Genomic DNA, 21,113 nt, shown 5'->3' with positions numbered 1-21,113 from the left:
GGGCCCGAAGCCGAAGCGGGAGCCCCCCGGTGGACGCTCGCGTGCGCATGCGATAAAGTTCTATCCCGTCGCCGGGGGAACGAAACGAACTCCCAGGACATGCGGATGTAGCGCAGTTGGTAGCGCGACACCTTGCCAAGGTGTAGGTCGCCGGTTCGATCCCGGTCATCCGCTCGGAGCCCGATAGGCTGCCAATGAGGGACGATTAGCTCAGCGGGAGAGCACTCCCCTGACACGGGAGAGGTCACTGGTTCAATCCCAGTATCGTCCACAGACGTGAGGGGGCCCGGGTCGATAAGGCCCGGGCTTCGTTCACATCGGGGTGGGTTGGCCGAGAGGCGAGGCAGCGGCCTGCAAAGCCGTATACACGGGTTCGAATCCCGTACCCACCTCCACTGAGAATCTCGACGGATCGAAGCCCGGGCGTCCGGGCTTCTTCCATTTCTGCTTCCAACCGTTCTGGTCCGCCATCCATCCGTGGTGCCGCGTGCATCCTTGCGGCACCGACCCGGCTTGTCGAGGACGGACTGCCGACCACTTGCAGAGCGCAGACAACCCCCGCTATTATCACTGAGGTGTAAGGTTTTACATGTTAAGTGTTATGTTGCTCAGGCGGAACGCTCTCGTCCGGAATCTTCAGCGGCTATACCGACCGGACGTCATCGAGGGGTTCCGACGTGCCCTGGGCGGCACCTATAAAAGGAGAGGTCACGCGTATGCACAGGCGAGCACTGCTGGGAGCGTCATTGGGGGCCGGGGCGGTCGCCCTGGGGGCGGCGGCCTGCGGATCGGACGACGATTCGAGCGAGTCGACCACCACCGACGGCGCCGACCAGAGCACGACCGAGACGGCGGACACGTCCGGTGCGGGCTCGTGGCAGCAGCTGACCTTCACCGATCCGGACTACGACGACCAGGAGCTGTCGTACAACCTGTTCCTGCCGGCCGGTTACGACGCGACTCAGTCGTATCCGCTGATCGTGTTCATGGAGGACGCCAGCATGGTCGGCGCCGAGGTGACCACCCCGATCGACCAGGGTGAGGGCGCGGTGGTCTGGGCGAGCGAGGAATGGCAGGCCGAGCACCCGACCATCGTGGTGGCCCCGCAGTACACCGAGGTCGTCGTCGAGGACGACTACAATCCGACCGACTACCTCGATATCACCGTCGACCTGGTCGAATCGCTGGCCGAGGAGTACGCCGTCGACGCGGACCGGATCTACAACACCGGACAGTCCATGGGCGGGATGATGACGCTGGGGATGGACGTGAAGTACCGGGAGCTGTTCGCCGCCTCCTATGTGGTCGCGGCGCAGTGGGAGCCGCCGGAGAACGCTTCGGTGCTGGCGGCCTATCCGATGTGGTACACCGTGGCGGCCGGTGATGAGAAGGCCTACCCGGGTATGGAGGCGATCCGTGAGGTCGTGGAGCAGCATGGGGCTGCGGTCGCCGGTGGCGAGATCAGCGCCCAGGCGTCCGAAGAGGAGTTCGCCGAGTTCACCGACGGCATCGTCGCCGAGGGCGCGAACTTCAACTACACCGTCTTCGAGGCCGAGACCGCGCTGGGTGAGGGCGCGATGATGGAGCACATGGGCACCTGGGACTACGCCTACGGCATCGCCGGTATCCGCGAATGGCTCTTCGAGCAGCGGAAGTCGAGCTGAGACGGGACGCGGCCGTCCCGATCGCGGCGTCGTCCCGTCTCGACCCCTGACGGGGTAGGGGCGATCGGCGCCGCGCCGGATTCGGCCGCCGGGCGAACTGATGTTGGTTTCCGTGGTTTCTCGTTCGCATCCTATTGCTTCGTATGGCGCGCGCCGCTATTCTGAGTCGGGAATTATAACGTTACATTCCGATTCGCCGATGAAACTGGAGTGATCATGCGAATCCACCCCTCCCGATCACCGAAAACCCGACCGGCGAAGACGCTGCGCGCCATCATGAGTGCCGCGGTGGCGTTCGTCCTGGCGGGTGCGGGCCTGCTCGGGCCCGCTTCACCGGCGTCGGCCCTATACGGGGAGGCTGACATCGACCCGATCGAGAGCAATGTGGCCGCCGGCTTCTGGGCGGAGGCGACCGCCGGCAGCGGCGCGTCCACCGCTCCGCTCGCCATCGATGAGGACCCGGACACCGCCTGGCTGGCAACGGAGTCCGGTCCGGGCCAATGGCTGCAAGTGGACCTGGGCGGAGCTTATGACAACCTCCGCAAGGTGCACGTGGCCTTCCCCGACCCGGGAGCGGTGTACCAGTACGTGGTCGAGACCTCCGGCGACGGGGAGCAGTGGCGAACCGCCGCCGACCGGTCGGCCACCGCCACGCCAGGCCGGGGCGGAGTCGACCTGTTCACTCAGCCCGGAACCCGGTACGTGCGGGTCACCGTCACGGCCGCCTCCCCCGGAGCGACCGTGGGCGTCAGCGAACTGAAGGTCTTCAACTACCTGCGCGACGACGTGGTCCTGGGCGCCGACCTGTCGTGGATGGACAACAACCGGGACCGGGAGTACTGGGTGCACCCGCAGGAGGAGGACCAGGGCGCCGGCCCGTTCCTGCTGGACGTGATGGCCGACCGGGGCCTGGAGTACACCCGGCTGCGGGTGTTCAACGAGCCGCGCAGCGAATGGACCGGCCAGCCGAGCGAGGTCCCCTACCAGGGGCCGGAGCGCACGCTGACCTCGGCGCAATGGGTCGCCGACCGCGGACTCGGACTGGGGATCGACTTCCACTACGCCGACTCGTGGGCCGACCCCGGCAAGCAGCCCAAACCCGAGGCATGGGCGGAGCTGGAATTCGACGACCTGACCGACGCGGTCTACGACTACACCTACGACTACGTCTCCCAGCTGGTGGACCAGGGCACGGTCCCGGACAAGGTGGCGGTCGGCAACGAGATCGCCAACGGATTCATGTGGGGCAGCGAGGCGCTCGAGGCCCCGGCGACCGAGGCGGTGCACACCGACGCCAACCCGCCGTACTTCCGCGACAATCCCGAGGTCTACCAGTCGCAGCCCGGCGGCGGAATCCTGTGGCAGTACCGGGACTCCGAAGACCCCGACGAGTACCAGCTCTACCTCGACTCCTGGGACCGGTTCACCACGCTGCTGGCGGCCGGGATCGAGGCGGTCCGGGACGCCTCGCCGGAGTCCCAAGTGGAACTGCACTCGGTGATCGGGCGCCTCAGCGGCCTGGACAAGGCCGGAGAGTTCTGGGACCAGCTGGTGACCCGGGTGAACGCCAAGGGCCAGGACTTCGACGTGCTCGGGCTCTCGTACTACCCGGAGTGGCACGGCACGCCCGAGTTCATGGAGCAGAACATGCACGAGCTCGCCGCGACCTACCCGCAGTACAAGATGGAGATCGCCGAGACCTCCTACCCCGCCACCGGCGGAGGCACCCAACCGAACTCCCCGTTCCCGCGCACCGTCCAGGGCCAGGCCGACGCCATCCAGCACGTGTTCAAAATGGTCAACGACCTCCCCGACAATCGAGGGGTCGGGGCGCTCACCTGGGAACCGGCGAGCTTCCAGGCGATGTTCCGGTCGGTGCCGGGCATGTCCAACACCTCTGAGCCGTACTCTTCGATCGACGTCTACAACCAGAGCCGCGCTGAACACGTGGTCGAGGACACCGTCTACACCGCGGTCAAGACCGGGGAGGCCCCGGTGCTGCCGGATTCGGTACAAGTCCTGACCACCGCGGACGGCTCCGAGGCGTCGATACCGGTCGAATGGGACGAGGTGCCGCCCGGGGCGACCGACGCCGCCGGGACGTTCACCGTCGCGGGCACGACCGAGCACGGCGAGGTGACGGCGGTCGTCGACGTGGTGGACGACTACACCTCGGTCGAGTGCGACACGGTGGTGAGCGGTACCCACTACGGGCCGCTGTCGGTCGACAGCGGCACGGCCTGCCTGGAAGAGAGCGCCCGCGTGTTCGGCCCGGTGAACGTGGCCGACGGCGCCGGACTGGTGGCGGACGGGGCCCGGATCTCCGGTCCGGTCTCGGCCACCGGCGCGGACGCGGTGGTCCTGTGCGACACCGACGTCCTCGGCCCGGTCAGCCTCTCCGAAGGCTCTTCCGTCACGCTCGGCGACCCCGCACTGGACTGCGCCCCGAACCGAGTGAACGGCCCGGTCACCGTCACCGACACGACCGGCTGGAACGTGATAGCCGGCAACGAGATCGACGGTCCGCTGTCCTGCACCGGCAACGGACCGGCGCCGGTCGACAACGGGACGACCAACGAGGTCCGGGGCCCCAAGACCGGACAGTGCGCCGCGCTCTAACCGGCCCGCGGCGCACGGGACTGCGGCGGCCGCTTCGAGGCCGCCGCGGTCCTCCACAGTGCTGCGGACTCCGACACTGACGCACGGTCTTCAGACCGTGGATTCGCGGGCCACCATCTCGAACGGCGCGGTGTACTGGTTCGGTGGGAGCGCGGGGTCGGTGATGCGGGCGAGGATCAGGTCGAGGGCTTTGGCCGCGGTCCACCGGTGGTCGATCGCGATGGTCGAGAGCGAGGGGATGGACAGCTCGGAGGCGGGGATGCCGTCGAATCCGACGACCCGGATGTCCTCGGGCACCCGCACGCCCCGGTCGCGCAGGCCGCGCATGAGCCCGATGGCGATGGTGTCGGTGATGGCCACCAGCCCGTCGATGCCGAGGCCGGCCTCGGCGATCTGACGCCCCGCCATGCGCCCGCCCTGCGGGGAGAGCGATTCGAGCACGATCCGCAGGTCGGAGTCGGGCCGGATGCCGCGCCGTTCGAGGGCGGCGCGGTAGCCGTTGTAGCGCCTGGTGACCACGGTGAGTCTGTCGAGGTCGGGGCCGGTGACGATCGCTACTCGGCGGCAGCCCCGGTCGAGCAGGTGCTCGGTCGCGGCGGCGGTGCCGGTCTCGTTCGGCAGGATGATGTGGTCGAAGCGGTCGCCGATGTCCTGTTCACCGAGCATGACGATCGGATAGCCCCGGGTCGGTGGCGGCGGCTCGAGCGGGTTCAGCTCGACCGCCGAGAGGATGAGGCCGTCGAGCTGGAGCGTGCGGGACTGCGCGATGGCCGCGGCCTCACCGTCGGCGACGCCGCGGGTCTGCTCGATCGCGACCCGGTACCCGTACGGTTCCGCCGCCTCGATCAGGAGGTCGGCGAGCATCCCGAAATACGGGTTGCGAACCTGGGGGACGGCGAGGCCGATGACGCCGCTGCGGCCCGATTTGAGGGCCCGGGCCGAAGGGTTGACCTGGTACCCCGAGGTCCGTATGGCCTCGAGGACCCGGGCCTTGGCCTTGTCGCTGACTCTGACGCGGTTGCTGATGACGTTGGAGACGGTCATGGTCGACACGCCCGCGAGGCGGGCCACGTCGTTCATGGTGACCGTGTCGCGTTTCAAGAATCCTCCGTGTGCAGCGTTCGAACCGGGCGCGTCGGGGCTGTGCGGCCGTGACGCTGGGCGGATGCGGATCACCCGAGCTTATCGGGACGCCTTGTGTGATTCAGGTCGCAGTTGAGTGAATGCCCAGGTAGACGGGTTACGGGATCTCAAGCGCGTCGATGCCGGGCGGGACTGGCACCAGGTGGGAGGCCGAACCGGGCGGCTCGGGCTGCCGGATGCCGAGAGCCCGCATCGAAACGCCGCATTCCGGTTTCAGGTCGGTAGGAGATCCCGGTTGGGCGCAGGTGGCGAAGGCGACGCTGCGATGACAGCGGCTGAGGATAAGAAATCGGTTCGAGCCTAGGTCCCTTCTGGTGCAAGGGTATTCGACTGCGACTTAATATTCAGAGATATCTATGTATTGACAGGATAAGTCGTGATTCATAGCATGGTCGGTAAGGCGATTCCGAAAACGTTTTCGGTATTTTTCGGATCCCCGCCGACGGCCTGCCTCCAAGAACCCTGGAGGTGCTCAATGGCGCGACCGACGTCGATCGCTACCCGACTCCAACCGGCACAAAGGAGATATCCATGTTCAGAACAGCAAGACGCTCGAAGGCGAGACTCGTGCTCGCCGCCGCGCTCGCGGCGGGAATGGCCTGGACGCTCCAGGCGGTCACCGCCACCACTGCCCAGTCGCAGGTTGCCAATGTCGCGGCCTCGGCGACGCCGAGCGCTTCCTACACCTCGTCGTGGGAGACGGTCTCGGCGATCAACGACGGGATCGACCCGCCGCAGTCCAACGACACGCAGAACCCCCGCTGGGGCACCTGGCCCGAAGAGGGCACCCAGTGGGCGCAACTGTCCTGGGACGAGCCGGTGACCGTGGCCTCCTCGGACATGTACTTCTTCGACGACACCGGGGACGGGGGGCCGGGCGGGGTCCGCGTCCCGGCGTCCTGGAGCATCGAGTACCTGTCGGGCGGGTCCTGGCAGCCGGTGAGCGGCGGCGGCTACGGGACCGCGACCGATCAGTACAACTCGGTGTCCTTCGGCGAGGTGACCACGACCGCGCTGCGGGCCGTCCTCCAGAGCGGACAGGGCAGCGTCGGCGTCCTCGAATGGAAGGTCTACGGCGAAGGCGACAACGGGGAGCCGAGCGGGTGGAACCCGCCCTCGCACCTGGTGCAGCCGCTGGAAGAGGTCTGGGCGCACACCGAGGACACCTACGGCGGCGGCCAAGGCCCCCTGGCGTTCCACAACTACGGCTGGGACCAGATCATGGACACCGGCGGGAAGGTCAACTACTGCGTCCGCTGGGACTCCCAGAACAGCGTCGACGCCTCCACCCGCGACGCGATCGAGGCCAAGCTCCAAGAGCAGTACGACCTCTGGTTCGACCAGATGGCCGGCTGGGACGGATTCCCGTTCGACCGGATCGAGGTCGAAGTGGTCGGCTGGGCCGCCTACGACCGTGACCTGCTCCAGTGGCAGGACGACTCGGTGGACGTCTACATCGGCGACATCCGCGAGGACGCCCCGCAGTGCGCCGAGGACTGCGGCCGATTCTTCCACCAGGACGGCAACTATCCCGACTGCCCCGGCGGCTACGACCACCACTACGACCAGTCGCTGTGGCTGACGCAGGGCATGGGCGGCGGCGCCGGCGGCGACTGGGGCCAGCGGATGGGCCAGGAGTACTTCGTGGACTCGCTCGGAGCAAGCCAGGTGACCATCTACCTGCACGAAGTCGGCCACACCTTCGGCCTGGACGACTTCTACGACTGGACCCCGACCGGCCAGTGCTGCTTCATCATGAACGCCGGCTCGTCCTCCACCATCACCGAATTCGACGAGTGGATGCTCAGGGACTGGTGGCGGCACCTCAAGAGCCGATACGGACTCTGACCGTCCGACCTGGGGAGGTCAGAGAGCCCCGAACGGTGCGCCGGTGCCGCACGGCGAGAGTCGTGCGGCACCGGCCTCTATTGCGATACTCGGATTCTGCGGTCGCCTACTCGTCCTTGTCCTCGGCTTCGCCCTCGATCGCGGGACCGGCGCCCTTGATCGGGATTCGCCTGGCCTCGGGGGCCGGCTTGACCGCGTCCGCGATGCGGACGGTCAGGATGCCCTCGGCGACCTCGGCGCTGATCTGCTCGGCGTCGGTGCCCTCCGGGACGGTGAACTCGCGCCGGAACGTGCCGGTCGCGAAGCCGCGGACCAGGTAGCGGTCGCCCTCGGCCGTCTCGCGCTCGGGGCGCTCGGCGGTGATCGAGAGGCGGCGGCCCTCCAGGGTCACGGCGATGTCATCGGAGGAAATGCCGGGGACCGCGACCGTGATGACGGCGTCGGTGCCCTCGGTGTAGACGTCGGCTCGGAGCGAGAGCCGAGTGGCTCCGCGACCGAAACCGTGGCGGACCAGGCGCTCGAATTCGCGGTCGAACTGCCGGAACGCGGACAGGGGGTGCTGGTAACGAACGATCATTTGCGGCTGTCTCCTTCCTGAGGATTAGCACTCTCAGCCCGAGAGTGCTAACGACAGGTATGACGACGGCCGGAGCCGAAATATTTCCGCCGTGGCCCGCGTCACTCGCCGTCGGGACGGCGCGGGCAATCCCCTTGCGGCGGCGATCCCGGCCCGAAAGAATGCCGCAATGAGTATCGCCATCCGCCCCAAGCTCAGCCGCACCGACGTCGAGGACCTCGTACGCGACCGCCTCGGCGCCGACCTTGAAGTGACCGGCCACGAGGAGTTCACCGACGGCTTCTTCAACGCCGCCCACGCCGTCGCGCTCGCCGACGGGCGCCACCTGGTCGTCAAGGTCGCACCCGAGCGCGGCCTGAAGCTGATGCGCTACGAGGTGGAGCTGATGGCCACCGAGATCGAGTTCTTCGAACGCGCCGCCGCCGTCGGCGTCCCCATGCCGAAGGTCTGGCACACCGACGCCGAAGGCGGCGTGATGATCATGGACCGACTCAAGGGCGTCTCACTGCCCAAGGCCAGAGAGCGGATGAGCGAGGCCGAGCGGCTGGAGCTGCGGCGCGAGCTCGGGCGGCTCGGCGCCCTCATCAACACCGTGGACGGCGAGCGCTTCGGCTACCGGCGCTCCGACGGGCGCACCGAGTCGGACAGCTGGGGCGAGTCCTTCCTGGCCATCATCGACGACGTCATGGCCGACATCGAGGAGTTCGGCACCGTCCTGCCGCGCCCGGCCGCCGGGATCCGGAGCCTCATCTCGGCCCACCGGGCACTGCTGGACCAAGTCGAGCGCCCCGCGCTGATCCACTTCGATCTGTGGGACGGCAACGTGTTCGTCGAGCAGGGCGACGACGGCTGGCGCGTCGAGGGGCTCATCGACGGCGAACGCGCCCTCTACGGCGACCCCCTGGCCGAGCTGGTCTCCCTGAAGCTGTGCCCGGCCGAGGACCAGGCGGCAGTGGTCGACGGCTACCTCGGCCGAGAGATGACCGGCGACGAGCGGCGCCGGCTGACCCTCTACCAGGTCTACCTGTGGCTGCTCCTGGTCACCGAGTGCGACGTGCGGGGCTTCGACCCCGAGCAGACGGCCCACCAGTACGGCTGGGCCACCGAATGCCTCGTCAGGGACCTGGCCGTGCTGGACTCCTAGACGTGCTCGTGGTCGTCCGGGTCGGTGCGCGAGGCCGGCCGGTCGGCCGTGGCCTGCGCGAGCCCGTACAGCGGCATGTTGACGTAGGAGGTCTCGAACTCGCCCGCGCGGACCTTGAACAGCTCGTGCCACAGGCCCACGTCGCCGTTGTTCTTCACGGCCCGGTTGAACTGCTTCCAGTAGCGGCGGTGGGAGTGCTTCTGGGAGTGCGCGAAGCGATCCAGGTGGTCGGCGCTGCGCCAGTACTGCACCACCGTGATCACCCGTCCACCGATCACGGTGCGCGAGCCCATCAGGCCCAGGTCAGGGTCGCGGGCCAGTTCGCGGAGCATCCGCGGCATGCTGGTGAAGACCGGCCACCATTTTGCTATCTTCCAGAGCTTGTTGACGCGCATGCCGACGGTGAACACGACGAAGTCCTCGTCGTAGTCCACCACGACCCGGCCCGGCCGAACCTTCGCCACGTGGGGGCCTCCAGGGGGAGTTGTGACACCTCCGTTCTAGATTAACGAAACGTGTCGGGTCCGTGGCAATCGGTCTCTACTCGGGCCAGGCCCAATCGGCGACCTCCGGGATGTCCTTTCCGTATGCGCGCGTGTGGGCTCGGGCGGCGTGGCGGGCGTCGACCATCCGCTGGCGCAGCCCGGCCGCGTTGGGGCCCAGGCCGGGCACCCGGTCGATCACGTCGATGACCAGGTGGTAGCGGTCGAGGTCGTTGAGCATCACCATGTCGAACGGCGTGGTGGTGGTGCCCTCCTCTTTGTACCCTCGCACGTGGATGTTGGCGTGGTTGGTGCGGCGGTAGGTCAGCCGGTGGATCAGCCACGGGTAGCCGTGGTAGGCGAACATGACCGGCCTGTCGGTGGTGAAGATCGTGTCGAACTGCCGGTCTCCGAGTCCGTGCGGGTGCTCGGTGTCGGGCTGGAGGCGCATCAGGTCGACGACGTTGACCACTCGCACCCGCAGCTCGGGGAGGTTCCGGCGCAGCAGGTCGGCCGCCGCCAGGACCTCCAGGGTCGGGACGTCCCCGGCGCAGGCCAGGACCACGTCGGGGGAGCGGCCGTCGTCGGTCGAGGCCCATTCCCAGATGCCCAGGCCCCGCTCGCAGTGGCGGACGGCCTCGTCCATGTTCGTGTACTGGAGGGCGGGCTGCTTGCCGGCCACCACCACGTTCACATACTGCCGCGACCTCAGGCAGTGATCCATGGTGGACAGGAGGGTGTTGGTGTCCGGCGGCAGGTAGACGCGCACCACGTCCGGCTTCTTGTTCATCACGTGGTCGATGAAGCCGGGGTCCTGATGCGAGAAGCCGTTGTGGTCCTGGCGCCACACGTGGCTGGACAGCAGGTAGTTCAGCGAGGCGATCGGCCGCCGCCACGGAATGTCGTTGGTCGTCTCCAGCCACTTGGCGTGCTGGTTGAACATCGAGTCGACGATGTGGATGAACGCTTCGTAGGAGGTGAACAGACCGTGGCGGCCGGTCAGGAGGTAGCCCTCGAGCCAGCCCTCGCAGAGGTGTTCGGACAGGACCTCCATGACTCGGCCCTGCGGGGCCTGGTCGAGGTCGGTCGGGTACAGCTCGGCCTCGTACTGCCGGTCGGTGACCTCGAATGCCGCGCCGAGCCGGTTCGATTCGACCTCGTCGGGGCCGAACAGGCGGAACCGGTCGGGGTTGGCGGCGATGACGTCGCGCAGCCACGTGCCGAGGACCTTGGTCGCCTCGGAGGTGGTGCGGCCGTGGCCCTCGACCTCCACGCTGTAGTCGCGGAAGTCGGGCAGGACCAGGTCGCGCAGCAGCAGGCCGCCGTTGGCGTGGGGGTTGGCGCTCATGCGGGCCTCGCCCTCGGGGTGCTGTTCGAGCAGCATCGGGACGGGCTTGCCGGTGGCGTCGAACAGCTCCTCGGGCCGGTAGGACCGCATCCACTCCTCGAGCATGGCCAGGTGCTCGGGGTTCTCGCGCACGTTCGCCAGCGGGACCTGGTGGGCCCGCCAGGTGCCCTCGACCGGGAGGCCGTCGACCTCCTCGGGGCCCGTCCAGCCCTTGGGGGTGCGCAGGACGATCATGGGCCACCGCGGGCGCGGCGGCGTGGGCGGGCGGCTGGCGGCCTCCTCCCGGATCTCGGCGATCCGGTCGAGGCAGTTGTCGAGCGTGGCCGCCATCAGCTGGTGGACCGCGGCCGGGTCGTCGCCTTCCACCAGGTACGGCTCGTAGCCGCAGCCGCGCAGGAACGCGACCCGGTCGTCGTCGCCGATGCGGGCGAGCATGGTCGGATTGGCGATCTTGTAGCCGTTGAGGTGCAGGATCGGCAGCACGGTCCCGTCGGAGACGGGGTTGAGGAAGACGTTCGACATCCACGATCCGGCGAGCGGACCGGTCTCGGCCTCGCCGTCGCCGACGACGCAGGCGACGATCAGGTCCGGGTTGTCGAAGGCGGCGCCGTAGGCGTGGGAGAGGGCGTAGCCGAGCTCGCCGCCCTCGTGGATGGAACCGGGGACCTCGGGTGCGGCGTGGGAGGGGATGCCGCCGGGGAAGGAGAACTGGCGGAACAGCCGCCGCATGCCCTCCTCGGAGTGGTCGACCGAGGGGTACAGCTCGGGGTAGGTGCCCTCCAGCCAGGTGTTGGCGACCAGGGCCGGCCCCCCGTGGCCGGGGCCGGTCACATAGATCATGTTCAGGTCGCGGGCGCGGACGCAGCGGTTGAGGTGGGCGTAGAGGAGGCTCAGGCCGGGGCTGGTGCCCCAGTGGCCCAGGAGCCGGGGCTTGATGTGCTCGGGCCGGATCGGCTCGCGCAACAGCGGGTTGTCGAGAAGGTAGATCTGGCCGACGGTCAGGTAGTTGGCGGCGCGCCAGTAGGCGTCGATCCGCTCCAATTCGTCGGCCGTCAGCGGGGCGGTGGTTCGAGTGCTCTCGGTAGTGCTCATGGGTCCGAGACTGCCGCATCCGCCCAACACATTCGACCAGTTCGAAAGAAATGTTCGCGACTTGGCGGGGGTCGCGGTCCCGGCCGGGGTCCCCGATCCGGGCTCATTCGACTTCCTTCATCATGCGCTCGATCGAGGCCACGCGTCCTTTCAGCTCAGTGAGCGAGGCCTTGATCTCGGCGGCGTCGAGGCTGGCCTTCTCGGCCAGCTCCCGGTAGTTCGCCTCGCGGGTGGCCGATGCCTTGGCCTTCGTGGTGGAGGCCGCCCAGATGATCGCCGCGATGATGACGGCGGTGATCAGCAGCAGCATCCCGAAGGCGAAGAGCATTCCGGCGTTGGCGTTGGACATCAGTCGGTTTCCCTTCCTTGGGCAGTCTCGGGCAGCGAGGGCACGATCGCCTTGATGGACGCGGGGCTGATCTGGAGCGCGAACGGAACCAGCTCGAAGTACTTCACGGCCTTGCCGTCCTCGGAGAGTTCCAGTTCCCCCTTCACCAGGCCCGCGGCCTGCAACTTCTGTAGGTGCATGTGGAGCAGCGGGCGGCTGATGCCGAGCTGGCGGGCGAGCAGGCTCACGTACTGCCGCCCGTCGGCGAGCGCGCCGATGACGCGCAGCCGGTGCGGGTTGGCCAGGGCCGCGAAGGCGCTCAGCAGCTCTGCGCCCGTCATGTCCTCCGAGTCCATATCAACTATTCCTATCCTATGTAAGAAAAATCTTACACATGAGGGCGCGGGACTCCGGCCGGGTCCTTATTCGATTGCCCGTGAACTGCGCCACCAGCACAATCGGAGGCATGATCAGCGACCACCTTCCGATCTACAAGCTGCGCCTCCGGACCGAGCGGCTGGAATTGCGCCTGCCGGATCTCGGCGAGCTCGCCCAGATCGCCGATGTGGCCGCCGACGGTGTGCACGACCCGGACTTCATGCCGTTCCTCTTCCCGTGGTCCGCCGCCGCTCCGGAAAAGCGCGCCCGCAGCGTCGCACTCTGGTACCACCGGGCCATCGGCCGCTGGACCGCAGAGGACTGGACGCTTCCGTTCGCGGTGTTCTTCGAAGGCCGGCCGGTCGGAATCCAGGAGATCGAAGGCAAGCAGTTCGCGCTGAGCCGGGAGGTCGGTACCGGTTCGTGGATCGGCATGGCCTACCACGGCAAGGGCATCGGCACCGAGATGCGGGCCGCGGTCCTTCACTTCGCCTTCGCCGGGCTCGGCGCCGACTGGGCCACGAGTGCCTCCTTCGAGGGCAACGCCGCCTCGGCGGGCGTCTCGCGGAGGCTCGGATATTACGCGGACGGCATCGAGTACCACGTGGTCCAGGGCAAGCGGAAGCTCGACTTCCGCTGGCGTCTCAGCCGCAACCTCTGGGAGAAGCACCGGACCCGGGATGTCGAGATCGAGGGCCTGGGCGAGGGCGCGCTGGAGATGCTCGGGCTCGGCCGGCGGAGTGAGGACGCGGCGGACGAACAGTCCTAAGGCCCCCTGAACGGTCCGTGAATGATGCGCTAAAGTAGTCACGGCTGCGGGGAGAAACCGCAGCATGCGGACGTAGCGCAGTTGGTAGCGCGACACCTTGCCAAGGTGTAGGTCGCCGGTTCGATCCCGGTCGTCCGCTCTAGAAGATGAGGGCTCGGCGGTGACGCCGGGCCTTCGTTGGTTTGTGTCTGCTGGGGGGTCGGGGCGGACGTAGCGCAGTTGGGAGCGCGACACCTTGCCAAGGTGTAGGTCGCCGGTTCGATCCCGGTCGTCCGCTCTAGAAGATGAGGGCTCGGCGGTGACGCCGGGCCTTCGTTGGTTTGTGTCTGCTTCGGGTTCGGGGCGGACGTAGCGCAGTTGGCTGTGCCAACAGGGCCCGGCGTCACCCCCGGGCCCTCTTCACGTCATTCGGGCTGGTCGACCACCCAGCGGGCTCCCATTTCCTCGTCGGTGGGGGGTCGGCCGGGCAGGAGGCCGGCTCCCGGGGCGCGCAGGGCCTCCAGGTAGAGCTCCAGGTAGCGCAGGCGCAGTGACTGCGTCAGTTCCGCGTCGCCCAGTTGGATCGAGGACAGCGATTCGGTGACCATGGCGATGTCGCCGTTGTCGACGCCCTCGCGCAGCACCCCGGCGCCCCGCAGGCGTTCCAGTAGCGCGTGGTTGAGCTTGTCCGCCTCGATCGCGGCGGCGAACATGTCCTCGGTCGGCACGAACGTCCCAGCCAGCCGTACGGTGATCGAGGGGGTGTCGGCGACGACCACCTTCCGCAGGAAGGCGCAGAAGGCGTCCCAGATGTCGTCCTCGCTGTCGACCGCTTCCCGGACCAGTTCGGTGTATCGGGCCAGGCCGTCCGAGCAGAGCTTGCGGAGCAGGTCCTCCTTGCTGGGGTAGCGGCGGTAGAGTGCGCTGATCCCGACCCCGGCGTGCTTGGAGACCTCGGCGATCGGCGCCTCCGGGTCGGCGATGAAGACCTCTCGGGCGGCCTGGAGGATGAGTTTGTCGTTGCGGGCGGCCTGGGCCTTGCGGCCGCTCATCGGCTTGTCGGTCATGACCGTATCCTACCTGGAACAGAGCGCTTTGTTCTAATCCACGGGCGGTCGGGACCCTCGCCGAGTCCCGACCGCCCGCTCTCGGTCGTCCTAGTGCTCTTCTCGGGCCTGCTTCGGCAGGCCGAAGACCACCGCGAAGGCCGCCACGGTCAGCAGGAGCGCCACCCCGGTGGTCACCTGGGCGGCCGACATGGCCTCCGCCTCGCCCGCTCCGATCGCGAAGCGCCCGAAGAAGATCGTGCCGAGCGTGGCCACGCCCAGCGCGGCGGCGCCCTGCTGGAAGGACTCCAGCAGGCCCGAGGCCGAGCCGATCTCGTGGTCCTCCAGGTCCCCGACGATGATGCCGAAGAGCGGCACGAAGATCATGCCCATGCCGATCCCGTACACCAGCAGCGCCGGAGCCAGGGCCCACGGGCCGGGCGCGGTCTCGGCGCCGAACTGGAAGTAGAGGACGACCAGCCCGGCGGCCATGCCGAGCAGGCCGAGGTGGAGAATCCTGCGCCCGAGCTTCGGGGCCAGTCCGGCGCTGGAGCCGGAGCCGATGAACGCGCCCACCGCCCAGGCGGCCATGGCCAGACTGGCCTTGATCGGGCTGTAACCGAGGCCGAGTTGGAGGAACAGCCCGATGGCCAGCGAGAACCCGGTGACCGCCCCGAAGAAGACGACCACGAAGGCGGTGCCGGAGGTGTAGGAGCGCTTGGTGAAGACGCTCAACTCGATGAGCGCGGTCTTCCCGGCGCGGGACCGGCGGACCTGGCCGATCACGAACAGGGCGAACACCGGGACCGAGGCGCCCATCATCACCAGCGTCCAGGTCGGCCAGCCCAGTTCGCGGCCCTCGACGAGCGGGAACAGCAGCAGCACCATTCCGGCGGCGGCGACGGCCGCGCCGCCCAGGTCGAGCCTGATCCCCTTGACCGAGGGCGCTCCGGCCGGAAGGACCTTGGCGCCCAGGACGAGAGCGGCCAGGCCCAGCGGCAGGTTCATCAGGAAGATCGACCGCCAGCCGGTGCCGAACGCGTCGGCCTCGATGAGCAGTCCGGCGACGATCGGCCCGGCGATCGAGGCGAGGCCGATGAGCGGGCCGAACAGGGCGTACGCCTTGCCGAGTTCGCGGCCGAACATGTCGCGGATGAGTCCGAAGCACTGCGGCACCATGACCGCCGCGAACGCGCCCTGGGCGATCCGGGAGGCCAGCAGGAGCTCTATGGAGGTGGCGGCCCCGCAGGCCAGGGACGCGGCGAGGAAGCAGACGAGGCCGACTTGCAGGACCCGCTTGCGGCCGAACATGTCGCCGAGGCGGCCGCCGGCCAGGAGTCCGACGGCGAGGGCGAGGGTGTACCCGGCGGCGAGCCACTGGATGGTGGCGGCGCTGCCGCCGAGCTCGGCCCGGATGGAGGGCGCGGCGACATTGACGATCGAGGCGTCGAGCAGGTTGAGCAGCGTGGCGGCGAGGATCGCCAGCAGGCCCCACCAGCGGCGGGGGAACGGCGTCTGGGTCGATGCGGCCGGGGTCTCGGCGGGGGTCGTCTCGACCGGAGTTGATTCGACTACGGCGGTCACTGGGTGCCTCCAGGGGTCGGTCCGAAGTTATCGGAACGGAACGTTTGATTCCAATATAACAGACCGGAACGATCCGTTCCATACAAGGGTCGAAGTTTCCCCGGGCATGATCGAGATCGGAGTGGGGTGATCGGAGGCACGGGCCCTCGTTCGGCCCGGTCGGTCAGTTCTCCGCGCCGACGCCTATGTAGCCGTAGATGATGAACACCGCCACGGCCGCCACCACCAGCCACAACGTGGCCTTGCGGAACTTGTGGCGGGAACCGGGGGAGAACCACATGATCGCCGCCATGATGAGCAGGATCCCGACCACCACGCCGGGAGCGGCGTTCAAACCTTCGTCCATTGGGCAGCAACCAATCGTATCGGGGGTCAACCGTCTGCTCCAATGGTGCCAGAGAAGCCCAATTCGCATGAGAGGTGACACAGCTCCCCACCACTGAGTGGCCCCCGGCCGAGCGTGGCACTATCCTTCGGCTCCAACAGCGGCTTGCAGACCTTCTCGCCGAAGCTTGCGAGGCGTAAATTGGACGTGCCTTGAACGGGAGACGCTATGACCGAATTCATCGAAGTTCCCCGGGGCCTTGACCGCGTCATCGTCGCCGACACCGAAATCGGGGACGTCCGAGGTGAAGAAGGCTTCTACCACTACCGCCAGTACAACGCCGTCGAGCTGGCCCAGCGCTGCTCCTTCGAGCAGGTCTGGCACCTCATGCTGCGCGGCGCGCTCCCCACCGAGGCCGGGCTCGAAGAGTTCAAGGCCACCCTCGCCCCCTACCGGCGGCTCACCCCGCAACTGCTGGACCTGCTGCCCCACCTCAAGGGGGCCTCGCCGCTCGACGGGCTCCGCACCGCCCTGTCGGCCGCCTGCGCGGCCCGGCCGATGCGCCCGCTGCTCGACATCGACGACGAGACCCGCCTGGACGACGCCCTGTTCGCCAGCGCCGTAACGCCCGCCATCCTGACCGCACTGTGGAGGATCAACCAGGGGCAGGAGCCGCTGCAGCCCCGCGAGGACCTCGGCTACGCGGCCAACTACCTCTACATGATGACCGGCGAGGAGCCCTCGGAGGAGAGCGCGCGGGCGGTCGAGCACTACCTGATTCTGACCATCGACCACGGATTCAACGCCTCGACCTTCACCGGACGGGTCATCGCCTCCACCGGCGCCGACATCGGCGCCGCGCTGGTCGGCGCCATCGGCGCCCTCTCCGGGCCGCTCCACGGCGGCGCGCCCGCCCGGGCCCTGGACGCCCTCGACTCGATCGGATCGGTCGACAACATCGACCCGTGGATCCGCGGCGAACTCGAGGCCGGCCGCCGCATCATGGGCTTCGGGCACAACGTCTACAAGACCGAGGACCCGCGCTCGAACCACCTGCGCGACGTCGCCGACGGGCTCGGCGGCGACGTCGTCGACTTCGCCAAGACCGTCGAGCGCCGCGTTGTTGAGATCCTCGCCGAGGTCAAACCCGGCCGCAAGCTCTACACCAACGTCGAGTTCTACGCCGGCGTGGTCATGGAGCTGGCGGGCGTGCCCCGCCAGATGTTCACCCCCACCTTCACCACCAGCCGCGTCGTCGGGTGGAGCGCCAACATCCTCGAACAGGCCCACGACACCAAGATCATCCGCCCCCGCGCCCGCTACGTGGGGCCCCCGCCGCCGCAGCCGGTCGTCGTCCCGGCCCCGGCCTGAACGGACGTCACAGGTGAGGCGCCGCGCAGATCCACTGCGCGGCGCCCTCTCGCTGGATAGCGTTGGACTCGTGGCTCAAAGTCTTTACCTCGCCAGCCTGGACACCAACAGCGGCAAGTCCGCTGTGGCGTTCGGCGTCATGGACCTGCTGACCAAACGGGCCGGCTCGGTGGCGGTGTTCCGTCCGATAGTCCGCGACGAGAACACCTCCGCGTCCGACCCCGTCATCACCCTCCTCCGCGACCACTACCGACTGTCCGACCCCTACGGGGCCTCCGTGGGCGTCACCTACTCCGATGTGCGCGACGACGCGGACGAGGCCCTGTCGCGCATCGTCGACCGCTACCACGCCCTGGCCGAGGGGCACGACGCCGTGCTCGTGGTCGGCAGCGACTACTCCGATGTGGGCGCTTCGGTCGAGTTCACCTTCAACACCCGCGTGGCGGTCAACCTCGCCGCGCCCATGCTGCTGGTCATCACCGGCTACAAGCAGAGCCGATCCGACATCGACGCGGCGTTGCGCTTCGGCGTGGCCCAGGCCGAGGCCGCCCACGCGACCGTCCTGGGCACCGTCGTCAACCGCGTCGAGCCCGACCTGGTCGACGAAGTGCGCGGGGCGCATCCGGGCACCGGCGTCATCGCCGAGAGCCCGGCCCTGAACGCCCCCACCGTCTCCGAGCTGATCGACGCGGCCGACGCCACGCTCATCTCCGGCGATCCCGAGGTGCTGACCCGCACCGTCGGCGATGTCGTCGTCGCGGCGATGACGCTGCCGAACCTGCTGACGCGCCTGGCCGACGACAAGGCCGTCATCCTGCCCGGCGACCGCTCCGAGGTCCTGCTCGGGCTGCTCGCGGCCCACCAGGCCGAAGGCGTGCCGAGCCTGTCGGCGGTGTTCCTCACCGGCGGCATCCGGCCCCAGCCCCAGATCCTCGACATCGTCGCCGGGCTCGACTCTCGGCTGCCGATCGCGGTCGTCCAGCACGACACCTTCGACATGGCCAACCTGGTCGGGGACGTCACCGGGTCGCTGGCCGCCGGCGGCGAACGCAAGTTCGCGCTCGCCCTGGAGGGCTTCGCCGCCGGGGTCGACGGCGACGACCTGCTCGACCGGCTGCGGCTGTCGACGCCGACCGTGGTCACCCCGATCATGTTCGAGCACACCACCCTCGCCCGCGCCAAGAACCTCGACAAGCACATCGTGCTGCCGGAGGGGACCGAGCCGCGCATCCTCAAGGCCGCCGAGATCCTGCTGCGCCGCGACGTCGCCCGCCTGACGCTGCTCGGCGAGGAGTCCGAGGTCCGATCGCAGGCCGCGCAGCTGGGCGTCGACATCGCCGCCGCCAAGGTCCTCAACCCCGGGGACCACGAGATCCGCGAGCGCTTCGCCGCCGAGTACGCGAAACTGCGCGCGCACAAAGGCGTCACGACCGAGGCCGCCTACGACACCGTCGCCGACGTCTCCTATTTCGGGACCATGATGGTCCACACCGGCATGGCCGACGGGATGGTCTCCGGCTCGGTCCACACCACCGCCCACACCATCCGCCCGTCCTTCGAGATCATCAAGACCAAGCCGGAGGTCGCGGTGGTCTCCTCGGTATTCTTCATGTGCCTGGCCGACCGCGTCCTGGTCTACGGCGACTGCGCGGTCAACCCGGACCCGAACGCGGAGCAACTGGCCGACATCGCGCTCTCCTCGGCCGACACCGCCGCCGAGTTCGGGGTCGAGCCGCGGGTGGCGATGCTGTCGTACTCGACCGGCACCTCCGGGCACGGCGAAGCGGTCGACAAAGTCCGCGCCGCCACCGAGATCGTCCGGGACCGCCGGCCGGACCTGCCGGTCGAGGGCCCGATCCAGTACGACGCCGCCGCCGACGCCGGGGTCGCCGGCACCAAGATGCCGGACTCGCGCGTGGCCGGGAAGGCCACGGTCTTCATCGTCCCCGACCTGAACACGGGCAACAACCTGTACAAGGCCGTGCAGCGCTCGGCCGGGGCGATCGCCGTCGGCCCGGTGCTCCAGGGCCTCCGCAAGCCGGTCAACGACCTCTCTCGCGGGGCCACCGTGCCGGACATCGTCAACACCGTCGCACTGACCGCCATCCAGGCGGCGGAGGCGGGAAGCAGAGGGATGAGCATATGAGCGCACCGGTCCTGGTGATCAACTCCGGATCCTCCTCGATCAAGTACCAGCTGGTCGACGCCGACACCGGCGAGGCGTCGATCTCGGGTCTGATCGAGCGGATCGGGCAGCCCGAGTCGACCCTGACCCATCGGACGGCCGAGGGCGGGCACACCTGGAACGAGCGGATCGCCGACCACGCCGAAGGGCTCGAAGCGGTCGTGGGCGCCTTCGACCGCTACGGGTCGCCGCTGCCCGAGGCCGGGCTGATGGCCGTCGCGCACCGGGTCGTCCACGGCGGAGAGCGCTTCGTGCAGCCGGTCGTCATCGACGACGAGGTGGAGGCCGAGGTCGGCGAGCTCGCCTCGCTCGCGCCGCTGCACAATCCCGCGAACCTGGAGGGCATCCGGGTCGCCCGCAAGCTCTTCCCGAAGCTGCCGCAGGTCGCGGTCTTCGACACCGCCTTCCACGCCACCATCCCCGAGCGCGCCCACCGGTACGCCGTTCCCGAGGCGTGGCGGACCGAGCACGGGGTGCGGCGCTACGGCTTCCACGGCACCAGCCACGCCTACGTCTCGCGGCGGGCCGCCGAGCTGCTCGGCAGGAGCCTCAAGGAAGTCAACGTGATCGTCGCTCACCTCGGGAACGGCGCGTCGGTCACCGCGGTCGAGCGGGGCCGCTCCATCGACACCTCCATGGGGCTCACGCCCCTGGAGGGCCTGGTCATGGGCACCCGCTCGGGCGACATCGACCCGGCGATCGTCTTCCACCTGCACCACCGCACCGGCGCGTCCTTCGAGGAGCTGGACGCGGCGCTGAACAAGGAGTCGGGGATGTACGCCATGACCGGGATGATCGACATGCGCGGCATCGAGTCGGCCGCGACCGAGGGCGACGCCGCCGCCGAGGCGGCCCTCGAGGTCTACTGCTACCGGATCAGGAAGTACATCGGCTCCTACATCGCGGCCCTGGGCGGGGCCGACGCGGTCGCCTTCACCGCCGGGGTGGGGGAGAACAGCGCCGAAGTGCGGGCCCGGTCGCTCCAGTCGCTGGTGGCGCTGGGAATCCAGCTCGACGAGGAGGCCAACCTCACCGGCGGGCCGATCATCACCACGCAGGACTCTCCGATCACCGGCCTGGTCGTGCCGACCAACGAGGAAGGCGAGATCGCCGCGCAGACGGCGACGCTGCTGCGGTCCTGAGACGCGAGAAGGGGGCGGGGCCGACCGGCCCCGCCCCACTCGTCTGGTCTAGACGCAATGCCGTTCGGTTAGGGCTGGGGTGTTGGTGT

The 21,113-nt window shown here is 68.6% G+C and carries 17 protein-coding genes and 5 tRNA genes; 13 read left to right on the top strand and 9 right to left on the bottom strand.

Annotated features, from left to right (window positions below):
* The first annotated feature begins 101 nt into the window (after positions 1-101).
* From JFB92_RS15700 to JFB92_RS15680, 5 genes are all read left to right on the top strand, one after another.
* Positions 102-174: transfer RNA gene (locus tag JFB92_RS15700), tRNA-Gly, on the top strand.
* Between the two features lie 25 nt (positions 175-199).
* A tRNA-Val gene (locus JFB92_RS15695) sits at positions 200-271 on the top strand.
* Between the two features lie 50 nt (positions 272-321).
* Positions 322-395 (top strand) — tRNA-Cys (locus tag JFB92_RS15690).
* Positions 396-716: 321 nt separating this feature from the next.
* A complete protein-coding gene (locus JFB92_RS15685; RefSeq protein WP_199040749.1) occupies positions 717-1,664 on the top strand; it encodes a carboxylesterase family protein in 948 nt (315 codons plus the stop codon).
* A gap of 276 nt (positions 1,665-1,940) precedes the next feature.
* A complete protein-coding gene (locus tag JFB92_RS15680; protein WP_199040746.1) occupies positions 1,941-4,283 on the top strand; it encodes a glycosyl hydrolase 53 family protein in 2,343 nt (780 codons plus the stop codon).
* A 90-nt stretch (positions 4,284-4,373) separates the two neighbouring features.
* Here JFB92_RS15680 and JFB92_RS15675 read toward each other — a convergent pair whose 3' ends face one another.
* The gene (locus JFB92_RS15675) at positions 4,374-5,384 is read right to left on the bottom strand and encodes a LacI family DNA-binding transcriptional regulator (RefSeq protein WP_199040743.1); all 1,011 of its coding nucleotides are present in this window, start codon (positions 5,382-5,384) and stop codon (positions 4,374-4,376) included.
* Between the two features lie 573 nt (positions 5,385-5,957).
* Between JFB92_RS15675 and JFB92_RS15670 the strand changes: the two genes are divergently transcribed.
* Positions 5,958-7,274, top strand: a complete 1,317-nt coding sequence (locus tag JFB92_RS15670) for a hypothetical protein (protein ID WP_199040741.1) — start codon at positions 5,958-5,960, stop codon at positions 7,272-7,274.
* A gap of 106 nt (positions 7,275-7,380) precedes the next feature.
* Here JFB92_RS15670 and JFB92_RS15665 read toward each other — a convergent pair whose 3' ends face one another.
* Complete coding sequence (locus JFB92_RS15665) at positions 7,381-7,851, bottom strand: Hsp20/alpha crystallin family protein (RefSeq protein ID WP_199040738.1); 471 nt, start codon at positions 7,849-7,851, stop codon at positions 7,381-7,383.
* Between the two features lie 169 nt (positions 7,852-8,020).
* On the opposite strand from JFB92_RS15665, the gene JFB92_RS15660 reads away from it, so the two are divergent.
* Complete coding sequence (locus JFB92_RS15660) at positions 8,021-8,995, top strand: phosphotransferase family protein (RefSeq protein WP_199040735.1); 975 nt, start codon at positions 8,021-8,023, stop codon at positions 8,993-8,995.
* Here JFB92_RS15660 and JFB92_RS15655 read toward each other — a convergent pair.
* The 4 genes from JFB92_RS15655 to JFB92_RS15640 form a co-directional block, all read right to left on the bottom strand.
* Entirely contained in the window at positions 8,992-9,459 is a 468-nt protein-coding gene (locus JFB92_RS15655; RefSeq protein ID WP_199040732.1) for a DUF4188 domain-containing protein, read from the bottom strand. The two genes, JFB92_RS15660 and JFB92_RS15655, sit on opposite strands and share 4 nt — an antisense overlap.
* Positions 9,460-9,535: 76 nt before the next feature.
* Complete coding sequence (locus JFB92_RS15650; protein WP_199040730.1) at positions 9,536-11,917, bottom strand: phosphoketolase family protein; 2,382 nt, start codon at positions 11,915-11,917, stop codon at positions 9,536-9,538.
* Positions 11,918-12,020: 103 nt separating this feature from the next.
* Positions 12,021-12,266 (bottom strand): hypothetical protein, encoded by a 246-nt coding sequence (locus tag JFB92_RS15645; RefSeq protein ID WP_199040727.1) that lies wholly within the window; start codon positions 12,264-12,266, stop codon positions 12,021-12,023.
* Complete coding sequence (locus tag JFB92_RS15640) at positions 12,266-12,601, bottom strand: ArsR/SmtB family transcription factor (protein WP_233163346.1); 336 nt, start codon at positions 12,599-12,601, stop codon at positions 12,266-12,268. Before JFB92_RS15640 ends, JFB92_RS15645 begins: the two co-directional genes overlap by 1 nt.
* Positions 12,602-12,711: 110 nt before the next feature.
* On the opposite strand from JFB92_RS15640, the gene JFB92_RS15635 reads away from it, so the two are divergent.
* The 3 genes from JFB92_RS15635 to JFB92_RS15625 all read left to right on the top strand — a co-directional run bounded on the left by JFB92_RS15635 (position 12,712) and on the right by JFB92_RS15625 (position 13,669).
* Positions 12,712-13,392, top strand: coding sequence for a GNAT family N-acetyltransferase (locus tag JFB92_RS15635; RefSeq protein WP_199040724.1), 681 nt, complete (start codon positions 12,712-12,714; stop codon positions 13,390-13,392).
* Positions 13,393-13,458: 66 nt separating this feature from the next.
* A tRNA-Gly gene (locus JFB92_RS15630) sits at positions 13,459-13,531 on the top strand.
* Positions 13,532-13,596: 65 nt separating this feature from the next.
* Positions 13,597-13,669: transfer RNA gene (locus JFB92_RS15625), tRNA-Gly, on the top strand.
* 127 nt (positions 13,670-13,796) lie between these two features.
* Here the strand turns inward: JFB92_RS15625 and JFB92_RS15620 are convergent.
* The 3 genes from JFB92_RS15620 to JFB92_RS15610 form a co-directional block, all read right to left on the bottom strand.
* Complete coding sequence (locus JFB92_RS15620; protein WP_199040721.1) at positions 13,797-14,438, bottom strand: TetR/AcrR family transcriptional regulator; 642 nt, start codon at positions 14,436-14,438, stop codon at positions 13,797-13,799.
* Between the two features lie 90 nt (positions 14,439-14,528).
* Entirely contained in the window at positions 14,529-16,001 is a 1,473-nt protein-coding gene (locus tag JFB92_RS15615; RefSeq protein WP_199040718.1) for an MFS transporter, read from the bottom strand.
* A gap of 163 nt (positions 16,002-16,164) precedes the next feature.
* Complete coding sequence (locus tag JFB92_RS15610; protein WP_199040715.1) at positions 16,165-16,347, bottom strand: hypothetical protein; 183 nt, start codon at positions 16,345-16,347, stop codon at positions 16,165-16,167.
* Between the two features lie 207 nt (positions 16,348-16,554).
* Between JFB92_RS15610 and JFB92_RS15605 the strand changes: the two genes are divergently transcribed.
* The 3 genes from JFB92_RS15605 to JFB92_RS15595 all read left to right on the top strand — a co-directional run bounded on the left by JFB92_RS15605 (position 16,555) and on the right by JFB92_RS15595 (position 21,024).
* The gene (locus JFB92_RS15605) at positions 16,555-17,697 is read left to right on the top strand and encodes a citrate synthase/methylcitrate synthase (protein ID WP_199040713.1); all 1,143 of its coding nucleotides are present in this window, start codon (positions 16,555-16,557) and stop codon (positions 17,695-17,697) included.
* Between the two features lie 70 nt (positions 17,698-17,767).
* Positions 17,768-19,843, top strand: a complete 2,076-nt coding sequence (gene pta / locus JFB92_RS15600; protein WP_307789179.1) for a phosphate acetyltransferase — start codon at positions 17,768-17,770, stop codon at positions 19,841-19,843.
* Entirely contained in the window at positions 19,840-21,024 is a 1,185-nt protein-coding gene (locus JFB92_RS15595) for an acetate/propionate family kinase (protein WP_199040710.1), read from the top strand. Before pta ends, JFB92_RS15595 begins: the two co-directional genes overlap by 4 nt.
* The last annotated feature ends 89 nt before the right edge of the window (positions 21,025-21,113 follow it).

This window comes from Glycomyces salinus (assembly GCF_016428645.1).
In the GTDB taxonomy this organism is placed as follows: domain Bacteria; phylum Actinomycetota; class Actinomycetes; order Mycobacteriales; family Micromonosporaceae; genus Glycomyces; species Glycomyces salinus.
This window is presented reverse-complemented; position numbering and strand designations above follow the sequence as displayed.

What these genes read in the sequence shown, in the direction of transcription:
- JFB92_RS15635 (WP_199040724.1), top strand. Translation starts at nt 12,712, where the DNA reads ATGATCAGCGACCACCTTCCGATCTACAAGCTGCGCCTCCGGACCGAG.
- JFB92_RS15680 (WP_199040746.1), top strand. Translation starts at nt 1,941, where the DNA reads ATGAGTGCCGCGGTGGCGTTCGTCCTGGCGGGTGCGGGCCTGCTCGGG.
- JFB92_RS15660 (WP_199040735.1), top strand. Translation starts at nt 8,021, where the DNA reads ATGAGTATCGCCATCCGCCCCAAGCTCAGCCGCACCGACGTCGAGGAC.
- JFB92_RS15595 (WP_199040710.1), top strand. Translation starts at nt 19,840, where the DNA reads ATGAGCGCACCGGTCCTGGTGATCAACTCCGGATCCTCCTCGATCAAG.
- JFB92_RS15670 (WP_199040741.1), top strand. Translation starts at nt 5,958, where the DNA reads ATGTTCAGAACAGCAAGACGCTCGAAGGCGAGACTCGTGCTCGCCGCC.
- JFB92_RS15640 (WP_233163346.1), bottom strand. Translation starts at nt 12,601, where the DNA reads ATGGACTCGGAGGACATGACGGGCGCAGAGCTGCTGAGCGCCTTCGCG.
- JFB92_RS15685 (WP_199040749.1), top strand. Translation starts at nt 717, where the DNA reads ATGCACAGGCGAGCACTGCTGGGAGCGTCATTGGGGGCCGGGGCGGTC.
- JFB92_RS15645 (WP_199040727.1), bottom strand. Translation starts at nt 12,266, where the DNA reads ATGTCCAACGCCAACGCCGGAATGCTCTTCGCCTTCGGGATGCTGCTG.
- JFB92_RS15650 (WP_199040730.1), bottom strand. Translation starts at nt 11,917, where the DNA reads ATGAGCACTACCGAGAGCACTCGAACCACCGCCCCGCTGACGGCCGAC.
- JFB92_RS15665 (WP_199040738.1), bottom strand. Translation starts at nt 7,851, where the DNA reads ATGATCGTTCGTTACCAGCACCCCCTGTCCGCGTTCCGGCAGTTCGAC.
- JFB92_RS15610 (WP_199040715.1), bottom strand. Translation starts at nt 16,347, where the DNA reads ATGGACGAAGGTTTGAACGCCGCTCCCGGCGTGGTGGTCGGGATCCTG.
- JFB92_RS15605 (WP_199040713.1), top strand. Translation starts at nt 16,555, where the DNA reads ATGACCGAATTCATCGAAGTTCCCCGGGGCCTTGACCGCGTCATCGTC.
- JFB92_RS15620 (WP_199040721.1), bottom strand. Translation starts at nt 14,438, where the DNA reads ATGACCGACAAGCCGATGAGCGGCCGCAAGGCCCAGGCCGCCCGCAAC.